We start from the raw sequence: 14,390 nt of genomic DNA, 5'->3' as shown, positions 1-14,390 counted from the left end.
GATGGGTTCCCCGGTCGAAGGCGAAGCCGGAACAGTTTCGCCTTCGCCCCATACGTTACTGCTTTTTCAGGTCACGATACGACACAAGGTCGTTGATCGGACCCACTTCGAGCCCGGTCACGCCCGGCCGCGCGGCGACCTGCGAGACCTGTTGGAACATGATCACGAAGGGAGAGTTCGCAAGCACCTGCTTCTGCATCGTCTGGTATAGCTCGGCGCGTTTGGTGGTCGACGATTCGGCGAGCGCCGCGTTGGTTTCCTTCGTCAGATCGGGAATATTCCACGAGTTGCGCCACGCGAGCATCTTGTAGGCCGACTTGTCGGAGTTGTCCGGATTCCAGGTGAAGCCCTGCGCATTGCTGTGCGGGTCGATGTAGTCCGCCGACCATTCGCCGATATAGATGTCGTGCGAGCGCGAGCGGTACTTGGCGAGCGTCTGTTTGTTGTCGCCCGGGATGATCTGCACCTTGATGCCGGCCTGGGCGAGATTGGCCTGCACGGCCTCGGCAATTTCGCCGTACGGGTAGCCGTTGCGCACATCCATCGTCACGGAAAAGCCGTTTGGAAGCCCGGCTTTTGCCAGCAGCGCCTTGGCCTTTGCGACATTCTGCTGGTAAGGATTCGAGTTCAGCACGCCGAGAAAGCCTTCAGGCAGGAATGTTTCGTGCACCTTGTAGGTGGTCTTCGCGACGTTGCTCTGGATGCCGTTATAGTCGATCAGCCACTTCATCGCTTCCTGGACTTCCGGTTTTGCCAGATTCGGATTCTTGACGTTGAGGCCGAGGTACAGAAGCGTCGCCTGCGGCACGGCGCTCACACGCGCCTTGCCGGATTTTGTCAGTGCGGCGAGGTCGTCCGGGCTCAGATTGCGCGCCACATCGACGTCGCCGTTCTCGAGCAGCAGGCGCTGGCTCGATGCTTCCGGCACGTGACGCAACACAATGCGCTTCATCGCGAGCGGTAAGCGATAACCGTCGAAGCGCTGCAACACGATGCTGTCGTTGGCCGTCCACTTGACGAGCTTGTAGGCGCCGGAGCCCGCCTCGTTCGTGCGCAGCCAGTCGTTGCCGAAGTCGTTGCCTTTCTGGTGCGAGAGCAGCAACTGCTTGTCCACCACCGAAGCAGGCCACGCGCCGAGCACGTTCAGGACAAACGTCGGGGCATATTTCTGGTCGGTCGTCACACTGACGGTTGTGTCGTCGATCTTTTTCACGTTGCTGAGCGCGTTGTCCCTGGTCAGGCCGATGCCTTGCAGCACGGCGGCCGCGCCTTTGTCGAGCAGGACCGTGCGCTGGATCGACCAGGCGACGTCGTCGGCGGTCAACGGATTGCCCGAGTGGAACTTGAGACCCGGGCGAATCTTGAACGTGAAGGTCAGACCGTCGGGGCTGACGGTCCATGATTGCGCGACATCGCCGTTGAACTTCGACGGGTCTTTCAGATCGACTCGCACCAGCCGGTCATAGGTATTGGCCACATATTCTTCCGGCACCAGCTCGTAGACTTCGCCGGGATCGAGCGTGGTGAATTCGTCGAGGAACGTTGCCATGACGAACATGTCTTTCGGCGTTGCCGCCGCGGCGGGGCTCGCCGCCGTGAACGACAGGGCCAAGGCGGAGGCGATTGCTGCCGCTGCCAATGCATTGCGCAATACCAGTTTCATACTCGCTCCATAAGGAATGGGGTAGAGCCTGCCGGGGAACAACGGACGCGGAAATCGAAAGCCACTACATGAGACGCAAGGGGCCGCTTTCACTGTTGTCGATCACGGGCAGCGCACGGGAGCCGGGCAGCTCGTAATGCCACCATTCGTTCTTGATGTGCGCGAAGCCCGCGGCGTGCATGATGCCGAGCAGTAACAGGCGATTGCGCTGCACGTGCTCGGGCAGGCCCGGATGGAAGTGCTCGGATTCGATCGTCATGGCGTCGAAGCCCGTGCCCATGTCCAGTTCGTTGCCATTGGCATCCAGCAGCGTCAGGTCGATCGCCGTGCCGCGGCTATGGTTCGAACCGCGGCCAAGCTCGGCGACGTAGGTGGGGTCCGGCAGAAAATCCCACAGCACCTGCTGCGCCTGCGGTGGACGGTAGGCGTCGAAAATCCGCAGCGTCAGGCCGGCCTCGCGGGCAATCGTGACTGCCTTGCGCAAAGCGGCTTCGGCTGGTTCGAGCAGCAGGCAGTGGGCCTCCTTGTAGATGGGCTTGCCGGTCAGGTTGCGCTCGGTGGCATAGACGAGGTCGATGTCCACGCCGTGCCCGGCGCGCGTGATTTCGATAAGTCGCGGTTCTGTCATTGGGGGCGCGGTGGAATATTGAATGGGAGCGGGTTCAGAGATCGAACTGGTTAGATTCGCCTTGTAGTTCGCGATTGCGTGCGACGCGTTTGTCGATGGCAAATATAGTTGTGGTGTCTATGAAACGCGTAGCCGATGCCGCGCGTCGGCTGAATGCCGAGGATACACTGAGGCGGCGCTGCAGAGGCACTCTGCGATGCGCGCGAATTGGGGGATTGCGTTGACTGGTACCCCGTGCTGAACGGCGTCAGCACGGACGAGCTTGGTTAGATGCATGTCATTTAACTGAGCGATGACATGCATCTAACAAGACCAATAACCTCAGCGCGAGTATAAAAAATCAATTAGGGGCGATTCTTTAATAGTCTCGGCAGAGGTGATCCGGCGGCCAATAGATTTCCGCGTGTTCGCCGGCGCTCAGAACTTATGCCGGATGCCCGTGACGGCGATGAACTGCGTGCCGCTGCTAGACGGGCCGGATGCTCCCTCGATCTGCGCGACCGCGTTCGTGGCGCGCTGGTACAGCAAGTCGATATAGACATCGGTCGATTTCGACAGGAAGTACTGAACCCCTGCGGTCGTCTGCCAGTAGTGCCACGAGTCCACCTTTCCGTTCGTCGATACATTCGTATAGGTCTCGCCGATCGCCGCATGCACGGCCGGCGAAATGCGATAGCGCAGGCTCGCCTCGGCATTCTGGTAGGTCTGGTACTGGCTCGCGGGTGTCAGCTCGAAGCGCGTGTTGGTGTACATCAAGCCGACGCTTGCGTTGCCCATGTCGTACAGTCCGCCCGCGCCGTAAATGCGCTGCTTGCTGATGCCCTTCAGGAAAGTGAAGTAGTTGTCGGAGGGAATCGCGCCGGTGGTGTCGGTGGCGGGATGATCGAGCATCACATAGGCCGCGCCGAGGTGCCATGGGCCATTCGCGTAGCTCGCGCCGACGCTGTACGAGCGGTTCGTCGCGAAATTGCCGGCATTTCCCGACAGCGCGTACAGGGTGTTGATCTGCAGACCGTAGAAGGTCGGCGTCACGTATTTGATCGAGTTGTCGGTGCGAAACGTGTTGTTGATATCGTCGACGTCGAATGGATGCGTGCCGTACTGAACGGTGTCAGCGGCGAGTTGCAGCGGTTCCAGCGAATCCTGCGACGCGTTGTACTGACGGCCGAACGTCAACGTGCCGTAGCGATCGCTCGACAAACCGACCCACGCTTGTCGCCCGAAGATGCGTCCATTCGCGCTGGCCGTGCCGTTCATCAGATTGAAGCCATTTTCGAGCCGGAATACTGCGCGGTTGCCGCCGCCAAGATCTTCGCTGCCGAGCAGGCCCCAGCGCGAACCCTGTTCGCTGCCGGCCGTCGCCTGATAGTTCGACTTGCCGCCCTGATTGCTGGTGTAGGTGAAACCACCGTCGGCGATGCCATACAGCGTCACGCTCGACTGTGCGTGTGCCGCGCCGGCCGACAGGCCGATGCCGCCGATGCCGCTAATAGCGAGCAGCGTCGCCGGTAGTGTCTGTTTGCGCATGGTGCTTGTCCTCTTGGAGTGGGTCTTACTGTTGAAAAATCGGCGTGCGACGCACGGAAGCGGTCGCGCCCGGGTCTGGACGTTTCCGGCCTTTCGCAGAAAATCCGGGCAAAAAGGGGCCTCGGACGTCGCGCTGAACGCGACGCCTCAATGACCTGGAACGGGGTGGAGCGGAGGCGCTGCTAGCCGGTTTTGCGGCTATCCGCCGGGCTCGCCTGCATGGCTTCGAGCGAAGCCACAGGGACGAGCGGCAGTACGACGTGCGACGCTTGACCCGCGCCGAAATGCACACGGTTCACCGCGACGCGTGGTGTGCGCGCCAGCGCGGGCGCCTCGCCGCTATTCGGGTTGACGTCGAAGTGCGGGAAATTGCTGCTCGATATATCGAGGCGGATGCGGTGGCCGCGTCTGAACAGATTGGCCGTGGCGAACGGTTCGATTTCAATCGCGTAGACGCGGCCTTCTTCGAGGGCACGCGGCTCGGTCCACGATTCGTGAAAGCGGCAGCGGAAAATGCCATCGGTCAGGTTCATCGCGTAGCCGTGCGGGTAATCCGCATTTGGCGGATAGACGTCGATCAGCTTCGCGGTGAAGTCGGTGTCGGGCGCATCGGACGAAATCCACAGCTTCACGACAATCGGCCCAATCACGGCGACGTCTTCTTCGAGCGGGTCTGTCTGAAACACGAGAACATCGGAGCGTGCCGAGAGCGGCATACCCATGTGCCGCGTGCCGAAAAAGCGCGCGTCCTCGCGCTGGTCGAACGCGCCGCCTTCGAAAACCGGCGCACCCGAGGTCAGCGCGCCGCCGATCGTCGGCACCGGATTGGACGGATCGAACGAATACGAGGTCGCCGCGGGCGCCGCCTGCAAAGTGTCATTCGATGCCGAAAGCGAGCCGTCCCCGGCAAGATAAAACGGCGTGAGGCGCGTGCCGGGCAACGGCCATTGCGCTGACTTGACCCAGCGTCCGCCGTGCTCCATGCGGCCCTGCGGATTACGCGCTCCACTGCCGCCGCCCATCACGAAGATACGTGCAATGGCATCGCCTGCCCCGTTCGACGCGCCGTTCGGTTGCAGCCAGCGGTCGAACCAGTCGGCGCGGAACGCCAGCCAGTCTTTCGCAATCTGGCCTTCGATCACCGCGTCGGGTCCGAATTCAACGTCGCCGCTGTACGACACGTTGCGGTCGCCGTGCAGCCACGGACCCATGATCAGATACGCCGGAGCGCCGGGCGTGCCGGATAACGCGGCGAAATTATCGAGCGTGCTGCGCACATAGGCGTCGTACCAGCTCGACATCAGCACCGTCGGCACGCGCGTCATGGTGTCGTAATAGCCTTCAGCATAGATGCCTGGCTGTTTCCAGTATTCGTCGAACACGTCGTGCGTCCATTGCTCGAACAGATAGCGCTCGTATTCCGGCACCGTCGCCAGCGGCGAGTGACCTGGCCGCCACGGCATCCGCGCAAACCATTGACGCAGATCGCTCGCATTCAGCGCCGCCGCAACCAGCGGATTCTCGGCGGCCGTGGTGCTGTTCTTTGCACGGTTGAAGGCCCACGTCGCCTGCTTCAGTTCGAAAGCGCCGCCCTGGCGAATGCCGCAGCGATAGCCGTTGGCGAAACCGCCGGAGTCCAGCACCATGCACGCGAGTCCCGGCGGATTCAGGCAGGCGGCGGCAAGCTGCGTGTGAGCTGCGTACGAGAGCCCCATCGTGCCGACCTTGCCGTTCGACCAGCGTTGTTGCGTGATCCATTCGATCGTGTCGAAACCGTCCGGCCCTTCGGCGATGTATTTGGTGAACGTGCCCTCGGAGTTGTAGCGCCCCCGGCAGTCCTGCAGCACCACGGCATAGCCGCGCGCCGCGAAATAGCGGGCCACGTCGGCGCGATTCGCGGGCGGCTCGCCGTGATGGATCTCCGAACGCGAGATATCGGATTTGCCGTACGGCGTGCGTTCGAGAATCGTGGGCAGCGGCGCGTCGATGCCCGCGCGGTAACCGGCGGGGAAGTACACGTCGGTGGCGAGCCGCACGCCGTCGCGCATCGGCACCATGACGTCGCAAAACGGGTTGAGCGTCGAATCAGCGGGAAGCGCCTCGCTGCGGGAAAAAACGTCGGTCATGGTTGGGTCTCGATGAAAAGCAGCGAGGTGCGTTCAGATTTGTTCGGATGGAAAATCACGCCGTTGCGTGCCGCCCAGTAGTCCACCGGGAAATAGAGCGGCACGATGCCGTAGTCGCTGAAACCCGCGTGCGCGGCCTGTTGCAGCAACTGGTCGCGCCGCGCCGGATCGAAGGTCGCCGCGGCTTCGCGCAGCAGCCGGTCGAGCGTCGGGTTCGAATAGCGAGTGCGGTTGAAGGCGCCCGTGCCGCTCTCACGTGAATAGCTTTCGAGCACGTTGGTGAGCGCAATCGCGGAATCGCTCGTCGTATTGCCGAAACTGAAGACGAACGCACTGTAGCTGCGCCGCGCGGCAGCGCCTGCATACACGTTGTACGGTTGCGTGACGACATCGCTAACGGCGATGCCGCCACGCGCGAGCATCTGGCCAAGCGCCTGGCCGAGATCGCCGTCGCTCGCGAAGCGATCGTTCGACGAATGGATCGTCAGCCGGAAGCCGTTCGGATAGCCGGCCGCAACCAGCAGGCGCTGCGCGCCGACCGGGTCGTACCGGTCCGGCTGCAGCTGCGGGTCATAACCGCCCATGCCGGGCGGCACGATTTGCGCGGCCGGCAGTCCGGCACCGTTCAGCAGATGCTGCGTGATCGCATTGCGGTCGATCATCTTCGAGATGGCTTCGCGCACTCGCACGTCGCGCAACGGATTGCGCGCGATCGCCGAACCGTCGGCGGCGGTGACAAACGGAGAAGCGTCGCGCGACGAATCCAGTGCGAGATAGATGAGCCGTGCGGACGGACCGGAATAGAGCGTCACGTTTCGTTCGCGGCGCAGGCGGCCGATCGTGACCGGCGGTACGTTGTCGATCAGATCGACGGAGCCCGACAGCAAAGCCGACAGTCTCGCGGCGTCGTTCGATACGAAGCGGATAGTGCAGGTGTCGAAAATGGGCCGCTTGCCCCAGTAGTAGTCGTTGCGCACGAGCTCGAGACGGTCGCCCGGAATCCAGCGTACGAGACGATACGGACCGGTGCCGACCGCGACAGCGGGCAGGCGGTAGTCGTTGCTCGCGTGACCCGCGCTCGCGTGCTGCGACACGATATACACGAGCCCGATCTGCTCGACGAACGCGGGTGAAGGCGTCTTCGTCACAATGCGCAGCGTCAGCGGATCGACGACCTCGATGCGCTCGATATTCGCGACCGCGCCCGAATACGGCGCGGGGCTGTTCGGCACGGAGCGCGCACGGCGTAGTGAATACGCGACGTCGTCGGCGGTCATGGTCGAGCCGTCCGAGAAGCGCACGTGCGGGCGCAGATGGAATTCCCACGTGAGCGGATCGACCGCGCGCCACGACACCGCGAGGCCGGGCCGGACCTGCAGATTGTCGTCCTGTTCGATCAGCCGCTCGAACATGTTCTCGGCGGTTTGCATATTGTTCTGCGTGCGCGAGAACAGCGGATCGAGTGATTGCGGCTCGGACGCGAGCGCCATTGTCAGCGAGCGCGCCTGCGCGCCGGCGGCCGCGCCGACAAAGCTCAGTCCGCACGCGAGCGCGATTGCCGCCGTGCGCATGAGGCCGCGTCGGCGCATGGATGAAATCACCGTGTTCATCGCACCTCCACCAGATGACACGCGACCTGATGGGCGGCGCCACTCTGGCGCAACAGGGGCCGCTCGGTGCGGCAACGCTGCGTCGCGTGCGGGCAGCGTGGATGGAAGTGACAACCATCGGGCGGCGCGAGCGGCGACGGAATCTCACCTTGAATCGACTCGAACTGCCGCTTGCGATTCGACAGGCGCGGCACCTGCGCAAGCAACGCGATCGTGTAGGGATGCTGCGGATTGGCGAACAGTTCGACGGTCGGCGCGGTTTCGACGATACGGCCGAGATACATGATGGCGACGCGATCGCTGATGTGCTCGACGACGCCCAGATCGTGGCTGATGAACAGATACGTAAGGCCGAGATCGCGGCGCAGTTGCATGAAGAGATTGATGATCTGCGCCTGGATCGACACGTCGAGCGCCGCGATCGATTCGTCGCAGATCAGGAAATCCGGCTTCACCGCCAGGGCGCGGCCAATTCCGATGCGCTGACGTTGCCCGCCGGAAAACTGATGTGGGAAGCGTTCGCGGAAATCCGGATTCAGGCCGACGCGCTCCATCACGTCGACGACATAAGCGTCCAGCTGTTTGCGCTCGACGATTCCGTGCACGAGCGGCGCCTCGCCAATAATGTCGCGCACCCGCTTGCGCGGATTGAGCGACGACAGCGGGTCCTGGAAAATCATCTGGGTGGCGAGCCGGTGGCGCGAAGTGCGCTTTCCAGCGCGAGTGCCGTCATGCTCGCTGCCCGGCGCGGATTGCTCGGCGATCTTCTCGAGTGTGCGGATCGAGCCGCTCGACGGCGCGCCGATCCCGGCCAGCATCCGGCCGAGGGTCGATTTCCCGCAGCCGGATTCGCCGACCAGACCCAGCACTTCGCCGCGATGAATCGTCAGGCTGACGTCATCGACGGCGTGGACGATCTGTTCCTCAGCGCGCGCGCCGAGCCAGCCGGCGATCCGCTCGGCGTAGTTCAGGCGTCGTACGAAGCGGCGCGACACGTGGTCGACTTCGACCAGCGGCGCCATGACATGGGGTGCGTTCATGCGGGCGCTCCGGAACGGGGATGGAAACAGCGGAACAGATGCGTGCCTTCGCCGGTGACGGGCGGCTCGGCGCTGCGGCACAACGACGTGGCGTACACACAGCGCGGCGCGAACGCACAGCCCACCGGCAGCTTGAGCGCGCTCGGCGCCATGCCCGGAATCTGCGTGAGCGACTCGCCGCGCCGGGCTTTTTCGGGCAAGGAGTCGATCAGCCCGATCGTGTACGGGTGGCGCGGTCGTTCGAGAATCTCGTCGACGCTGCCCGTTTCGACGACCCGGCCGGCGTACATCACGCAAATGCGATCCGCCAGCCCCGCGACCACGGCAAGATCGTGGCTGACCCACACCATGGCGGTATGCGAGCGGGCGCACAGCTTCTGCATTTCCGCGAGAATCTGCGCCTGAATCGTGACGTCGAGCGCGGTGGTCGGTTCGTCGGCGATGATCAGTTCCGGGTCGTGCAGCAGCGCGATCGCAATCGCCACACGCTGCCGCATGCCGCCCGATAACTGGTGCGGATACGCGCGCAAACGTTCGTCCGGCGACGGAATGCCGACCGACGCCAGGGCGTCGCGCGCCCGTTGCCGCGCTGCGTGCTTCGATACGCGCGTGTGGGCCTGGACCGCCTCGATCATCTGCGTGTCGATGCGCAGAACCGGGTTCAGCGTCATCATCGGATCCTGGAAGATCATCGCGATGCGATTGCCGCGCAAGCGGCGCAGCGCTTCAGGCGTGAGCGTCGTCAGGTCTTCGCCTTTGAATAGTACGCGGCCGGCGACAATGCGCCCTGGCGCGTCGATCAGCCCGAGCACGGAGAAGCCCGTAATCGATTTGCCGGAGCCGGATTCGCCGACGAGGCCGACGATCTCGCCTGGCGCGACATCGAAACTCGTGTCGTCGACGGCTTTCGCGACGCCGGCGCCGGTAAAGAAATGCGTGCGCAAATTCTGCACGGACAGGGTAGGGGTGGACATGCGAAATCCTATTTCTGCAAACGCGGGTTCAATGCTTCGCGCAGACTGTCGCCGACGATATTCATGCTGAACACCAGCACGAGCAGCAACAGGCCGGGAAAGACGCTGATCCAGTAGAAGCCCGCGATCAATTGCTGATAGCCGTTTGCGATCAGCAGACCCAGCGAGGGTTGTGTGACCGGCAGGCCGATACCGAGAAAGCTCAAGGTCGCTTCGGCTGAAATGGCGGCGGCAATCTGTACGAGCGCAATGACGATGACGGGCGGCAGGCAGTTCGGCAGCAACTGGCTGAACAGCGCGCGCCGGTGGCTCAGGCCGAGGCAAAACGCGGCCTCCATATACTCCTTGCGGCGTTCGACGGCGGCGACGGCCCGCACGGTGCGCGCGAAATACGCCCACTGCACGACCACCAGCGCGAGGATCACCTTGTCGACACCCTGGCCGAGAATGGCGAGCATCATCAGCGCGACGAGGATCGTCGGAAAGCCAAGCATCAGATCGACGGCGCGCATCACGAGCGTGTCGACGCGACCTCCGAAGTACGCGGCCACAAGACCAAGCGTCGTGCCGAGCGACATCGCGAAGACGCCGCTCAGCAAGCCCACGCCAAGGCTGATGCGCAGTCCGTACATCATGGCGGCGAACATGTCGCGCCCGAGCGCGTCGCTGCCGAGCAGATACAGGTGACCGTTCACGCCTCGCGCGCCGGGCGGGAGGCGGCCGTCGACGAGATTGAGCGCGGCGAGATCGTACGGATTCTGCGGCGCGATCCACGGCGCGAGCAGCGCGATCGCGACGAGCAGAAGACATACGCAAGTCGCCACGGCAACAGCCGGCTTGCCGAACAGACTGCGCAGCACGATGCCCGACGTGGTATTGCGGTCAGGCCGCCATGCAAAAACGGTGGCGCTATGTCTCATGCCGCCTCCAGCCGCACGCGCGGATCGAGTAGCGAATAGATGATGTCGACGAGCAGGTTGAGCAGCGTGAACATCGCGACCACGATCAGCAGATACGCAACGATCACCGGACGGTCGAGCTTGGTGATGCTGTCGATGATCAGTTTGCCGACACCAGGCCACGCGAAAATCGTCTCGGTCACGGTGGCGAATGCGATCAACGAACCGAATTCCATGCCGACCACCGTGACGATGGGAATCAGAATGTTCTTCAGGACATGCACGAAGATCACCCGCCGCTCGCGCAGACCTTTGGCGCGGGCGAACTTCACGTAGTCGAGCGGCAGCGTTTCGCGCACGCCGGCGCGCGTGAGGCGCGTGACGAGCGACATCTTGAAGAGCGACAGGTTCAGCGCGGGCAGCAGCAGGTGCCGCAGGCCGTCCCATGTTGCGAGGCTGGTGTGGATGCCGAACAGGATGCCGGGTTGGCCGCGGCCGGCCGACGGCAGCCAGCCCAGCGTGACCGAAAAGATCAGCACGAGCATGATGCCTTGCCAGAAGTTCGGCAGGCTGAAGCCGAGGATCGAGCCCGTCATCACCGTGCGGTCGAGTACCGATCCCGCCTTCAGCCCGGCGATCAGGCCGAGCGGCAGACCGACTATCAGCGCCAGCACCAACGCCACACACGCCAGTTCCAGCGTTGCCGGCAGGCGTTCGAGAATCAGCGGGATCGACGGCTGGTTGAACACGAACGAGCGCCCGAGATCGCCGTGCAGTGCTCGCCCGATGAAATGCAGATACTGTTGCCAGAGCGGCCGGTCGAGTCCGAGCGATTGCACGGCCTGGGCGATTTCGGCCGGGGTCGCGTCGGCCGGGACGAGAATCGCGATCGGGTCGCCGATGGCGAACACGCCGCAGAATACGAGCACCGACGTGAGCAGCAATACGCCGATGCTCTGGATGAGCCGCCGGATGATGAAGGCGATCATTGCGTGTGAAACCTCAAATGATGAAAATGCGGGGGGTACGGCGCAAGCGGCACCGGGCTCATGCAACGCCCCGATCATTCGACGGCAAAAAACTGTCCGCAACCTTATGTCGAATCCACATACCCCTATGCGGAACCTGCAATGAATCTCAAGCAACTCGAAGCTTTTGCGGCAATTTCAGCGCTGCACACGACGACGGCTGCCGCGCAGCGGCTGGGCTGTTCGCAGTCGGCGGTGAGTCGTCTGCTGAGCCAGTTGGAGGAGGATCTTGGCCTGAGCCTGTTCGTGCGCGAACAGGGCCGCCTGACGCCGACGCGCGAAGGTGACGCGCTCGTGCAGGAGGTGGAAACGATCGTCGAGGCGGCGCGCTGCCTGGAACGGCATGCGCAGCAATTGCGGCTGGCCGGCACACAGCGCAAGCTCGTGCGCATCATGGTTCCGAATACCTTTGCCCAGTTTTTGCTGCCCGCTGTCATGCAGCATTTCTACGAGACGCATCGCGACGCGGTACTGGAAGTGTTTTCGGGTACTTACGACGCTTCGGAGCGCGCATTGCTGAGCCGCGAGGTCGATCTGGCGTTCGTGCGACTGCCGACGCGTCTGTCCGGCTTTTCAGTGAAGTGGCGCTTCAAAAGCGAATCGGTGTGCGTGATACCAAGCTCGCATCCGCTCGCCGGCAACGCGACCGTCTCCCCGCGCGATCTGGACGGTGTGCCGCTCGTGCTGCTATGGCGTCAGAGCGCGCTTCGCCATGAAGTGGACTCGGCGTTCCGCAGCGCGCGGGTAACGCCCAATGTGGTCGCGGAGGTCCATTCGGTGAGCGTGGCCTGTGCGATGGCGGCGCGCGGGGTCGGCGCGGCGATCGTCAACCGGTTGATCGCGCAATGTTGCGACACGGAACAGTTCGTCATGCGGCCATTCGTGCCGACGATCAGCTTCGAGACCGGCATAGCATCTCTCGAATCCGATCCGGTCAGCGGAACCTGTCATGCATTTGCCGCTTGCCTCGCCGAAGCACTGGACAATCTTCATGCGCTGCGCGAGGCTGATTAGCCTCGACCCTGCATCGCCGTCCGACATTTTTCGCGGCCTTTTGTCCGTCAGCATGCGGCCCGCGCGTCATTGTGATGGCGGCGCGATTTAATTTACCCGCCTCAACCCCATGACGGAGGCTCACATGCAATACCTGTTGATGATCTATTCGGAAGAAAACGGCTGGAACCAGATGAGCGCCAGCGAGCGGCAGCAAGGCGTGGCCGCGTATCAGGCGTACACCGAATCGTTGAAAAAAGCGGACGTGCTGGTCGGCGCCAACCGGCTGCAGCAAACGAACACGGCGACCACGGTGCGGCTCGTCGACGGCAAGCCGCAAGTGCTCGACGGACCGTTTTCCGATTCGAAGGAGCAGCTTGCCGGCTACTACCTGATCGACGTGCCCAACCTGGACGCGGCGATTGCGTGGGCGTCGCGTTGCCCCGGCGCGGCGCACGGCCTCATGGAAGTGCGCCCCGTCTGGACTGCCCCGTACGAAGCGCCCTCGGTTGCATGAGCCGGTATGGCTGCGGCAGTGAACGCTGACGGCGCCGCGCGTTCGATCGCCGAGGCGGTCGCTCGTCGCAGTTACGGCAAGCTCGTCGCGCTGCTGGCAATGCGCACGCGCGACGTCGCCGCAGCCGAGGACGCGCTGGCCGACGCGTTTGCGGCCGCGCTCGCCGACTGGCCGGAGCGTGGCTGCCCCGCGAACCCCGAAGCGTGGCTGATGACGGTCGCGCGCCGCCGGGCGATCGACGGCGCGCGGCATCGCCGCGTCGGCGACGAAGTGACGAACCAGCTCACGATCCTCGCCGACGAGATCGACGAGCGTGAAGCCGGCGCGTTGCCCGACCGGCGGCTCGCGCTGCTGTTCGCGTGCACGCACCCCGCGCTCGAAGCCGCGATCCGCACGCCGCTGATGCTGCAAGTCGTGCTGGGGCTCGAAGCGAAGACGATTGCTTCCGCGTTCCTGATGTCGCCCGCCGCGATGAGCAAACGTCTCGTGCGGGCGAAGAACAAGATCCGCGCAGCGGGCATTCCGTTCAGCGTGCCCGGGCGCGAAGAGTTGCCGGACCGGCTCGCCGCGGTGCTGGAAGCGGTCTATGCGGCCTATGCGGAAGGATGGACCGACCCGCTCGGCCGCGATACTGAGAGGCGCGATCTCACCGGCGAGGCGCTGTTTCTTGCACACCTGCTCGTCGAATTGCTGCCCGAGGAGCCGGAGACGCTGGGTTTGCTCGCGCTCATGCTGTATGCGCAGGCGCGTTGCGACTCGCGACGCGATGCAGCCGGCGACTATGTGCCGCTGTCGGCCCAGGATCCTGCTACATGGAACGCGTCGATGCTCGACGCCGCCGACGCATTGCTGCGGCGCGCGAGCGCATTCAATGCAATCGGACGTTTTCAACTGGAGGCCGCGCTGCAGTCGGCGCATGTACACCGTTGCCGCACGCATCGCTCGAACTGGGACGAGATCGTGCAGCTCTACGATGCACTGTTCGCGATTGCGGCGTCGCCGGTGGTCGCGGTGAACCGCGCGCTCGCGCTGGCGGAACGGGACGGCCCGCAGGCGGCGCTCGATGCGCTCGAGCCGTATGCCGACGATCCGCGGCTGGCCGACTACCAGCCGTACTGGGCCGCGCGCGCCGACCTGCTCGCGCGCGTCGGCGCAACGGCTGAAGCGCTCGGCGCGTACGATCTCGCGATTGGACTTGAGCGCGATCCTTCCGTGCGCCGCTTTTTGCAACGCAAGCGCATCGAGTTGTCGTCGGCGAGAGGCTGGATTGGCACCTCGTGATTGCCGCGCGAGGTTGCAAGGCGCGTGATCGCGCCGAAACTCCTGCTCGCGATCAATACATGCATGGCGAGCCGCGCAGTCCGACACCCGTCGAGGCAGACCGA

The 14,390-nt window shown here is 63.7% G+C and carries 12 protein-coding genes; 3 read left to right on the top strand and 9 right to left on the bottom strand.

The window, feature by feature from the left end; genetic code table 11:
- Positions 1–55: 55 nt before the first annotated feature.
- The 9 genes from BPHYT_RS31230 to BPHYT_RS31190 form a co-directional block, all read right to left on the bottom strand.
- Positions 56–1,663 carry an ABC transporter substrate-binding protein gene (locus BPHYT_RS31230; RefSeq protein ID WP_012428136.1) on the bottom strand — a complete coding sequence of 536 codons (1,608 nt, stop codon included), beginning with the start codon at positions 1,661–1,663 and terminating at the stop codon, positions 56–58.
- A gap of 64 nt (positions 1,664–1,727) precedes the next feature.
- Complete coding sequence (gene ddpX / locus BPHYT_RS31225; protein ID WP_012428135.1) at positions 1,728–2,291, bottom strand: D-alanyl-D-alanine dipeptidase; 564 nt, start codon at positions 2,289–2,291, stop codon at positions 1,728–1,730.
- Positions 2,292–2,708: 417 nt separating this feature from the next.
- The gene (locus BPHYT_RS31220) at positions 2,709–3,818 is read right to left on the bottom strand and encodes a porin (RefSeq protein ID WP_012428134.1); all 1,110 of its coding nucleotides are present in this window, start codon (positions 3,816–3,818) and stop codon (positions 2,709–2,711) included.
- A gap of 182 nt (positions 3,819–4,000) precedes the next feature.
- Positions 4,001–5,944 (bottom strand): CocE/NonD family hydrolase, encoded by a 1,944-nt coding sequence (locus tag BPHYT_RS31215; protein WP_012428133.1) that lies wholly within the window; start codon positions 5,942–5,944, stop codon positions 4,001–4,003.
- Positions 5,941–7,554 (bottom strand): ABC transporter substrate-binding protein, encoded by a 1,614-nt coding sequence (locus BPHYT_RS31210; RefSeq protein ID WP_012428132.1) that lies wholly within the window; start codon positions 7,552–7,554, stop codon positions 5,941–5,943. The genes BPHYT_RS31215 and BPHYT_RS31210 overlap by 4 nt, the downstream gene beginning before the upstream one ends.
- Positions 7,551–8,594 carry an ABC transporter ATP-binding protein gene (locus tag BPHYT_RS31205; RefSeq protein ID WP_012428131.1) on the bottom strand — a complete coding sequence of 348 codons (1,044 nt, stop codon included), beginning with the start codon at positions 8,592–8,594 and terminating at the stop codon, positions 7,551–7,553. Before BPHYT_RS31205 ends, BPHYT_RS31210 begins: the two co-directional genes overlap by 4 nt.
- Complete coding sequence (locus BPHYT_RS31200) at positions 8,591–9,568, bottom strand: ABC transporter ATP-binding protein (protein ID WP_012428130.1); 978 nt, start codon at positions 9,566–9,568, stop codon at positions 8,591–8,593. The genes BPHYT_RS31205 and BPHYT_RS31200 overlap by 4 nt, the downstream gene beginning before the upstream one ends.
- A gap of 8 nt (positions 9,569–9,576) precedes the next feature.
- Positions 9,577–10,488, bottom strand: a complete 912-nt coding sequence (locus tag BPHYT_RS31195; protein ID WP_012428129.1) for an ABC transporter permease — start codon at positions 10,486–10,488, stop codon at positions 9,577–9,579.
- The gene (locus tag BPHYT_RS31190; protein WP_012428128.1) at positions 10,485–11,456 is read right to left on the bottom strand and encodes an ABC transporter permease; all 972 of its coding nucleotides are present in this window, start codon (positions 11,454–11,456) and stop codon (positions 10,485–10,487) included. The genes BPHYT_RS31195 and BPHYT_RS31190 overlap by 4 nt, the downstream gene beginning before the upstream one ends.
- Positions 11,457–11,597: 141 nt before the next feature.
- Between BPHYT_RS31190 and BPHYT_RS31185 the strand changes: the two genes are divergently transcribed.
- The 3 genes from BPHYT_RS31185 (at position 11,598) to BPHYT_RS31175 (ending at position 14,286) form a co-directional block, all read left to right on the top strand.
- On the top strand, positions 11,598–12,509 hold the full coding sequence (locus BPHYT_RS31185) for a LysR family transcriptional regulator (RefSeq protein ID WP_012428127.1): 912 nt from the start codon (positions 11,598–11,600) through the stop codon (positions 12,507–12,509).
- 124 nt (positions 12,510–12,633) lie between these two features.
- The gene (locus BPHYT_RS31180) at positions 12,634–13,005 is read left to right on the top strand and encodes a YciI family protein (protein ID WP_012428126.1); all 372 of its coding nucleotides are present in this window, start codon (positions 12,634–12,636) and stop codon (positions 13,003–13,005) included.
- 6 nt (positions 13,006–13,011) lie between these two features.
- The gene (locus BPHYT_RS31175) at positions 13,012–14,286 is read left to right on the top strand and encodes an RNA polymerase sigma factor (protein ID WP_012428125.1); all 1,275 of its coding nucleotides are present in this window, start codon (positions 13,012–13,014) and stop codon (positions 14,284–14,286) included.
- The last annotated feature ends 104 nt before the right edge of the window (positions 14,287–14,390 follow it).

The sequence above is a fragment of the Paraburkholderia phytofirmans PsJN genome (genome assembly GCF_000020125.1).
Classification (GTDB): domain Bacteria; phylum Pseudomonadota; class Gammaproteobacteria; order Burkholderiales; family Burkholderiaceae; genus Paraburkholderia; species Paraburkholderia phytofirmans.
The sequence above is the reverse complement of the archived record's forward strand: the minus strand, read 5'-3'. Positions and strand labels throughout refer to the sequence as shown.